Here is a 395-nt window from a genome sequence, read left to right as displayed (position 1 = left end):
ACCGGGTTGAAGGGTGCGTCCAGCGAGCCCATCGGCGTCGATTTGGTGATCTTGCCGACCTCGGAGGTGGGGGAGTACTGGCCTTTGGTCAGGCCGTAGATCCGGTTGTTGAACAGCAGGATCTTGAGGTTGACGTTGCGGCGCAGGGCGTGGATGAGGTGGTTGCCGCCGATGGAGAGGGCGTCGCCGTCGCCGGTGACGACCCAGACGGACAGGTCGCGGCGGCTGGCGGCCAGGCCGGTGGCGATGGCGGGGGCGCGGCCGTGGATGGAGTGCATGCCGTACGTGTTCATGTAGTACGGGAAGCGGGAGGAGCAGCCGATGCCGGAGACGAAGACGATGTTCTCCTTGGCCAGGCCGAGTTCGGGCATGAAGCCCTGGACGGCGGCCAGGAT

General features: G+C 66.3%; 1 protein-coding gene. It reads right to left on the bottom strand.

Annotated features, from left to right (window positions below):
• Window positions 1–395: thiamine pyrophosphate-dependent enzyme (locus tag ACYF6T_RS44680; RefSeq protein WP_461703724.1), on the bottom strand; the 395-nt coding region annotated here is incomplete at both ends.

This window comes from Streptomyces sp. 7R007 (assembly GCF_054850255.1).
Note: the sequence above shows the minus strand (reverse complement) of the source record. Positions and strands in the feature narration are given on the sequence as shown.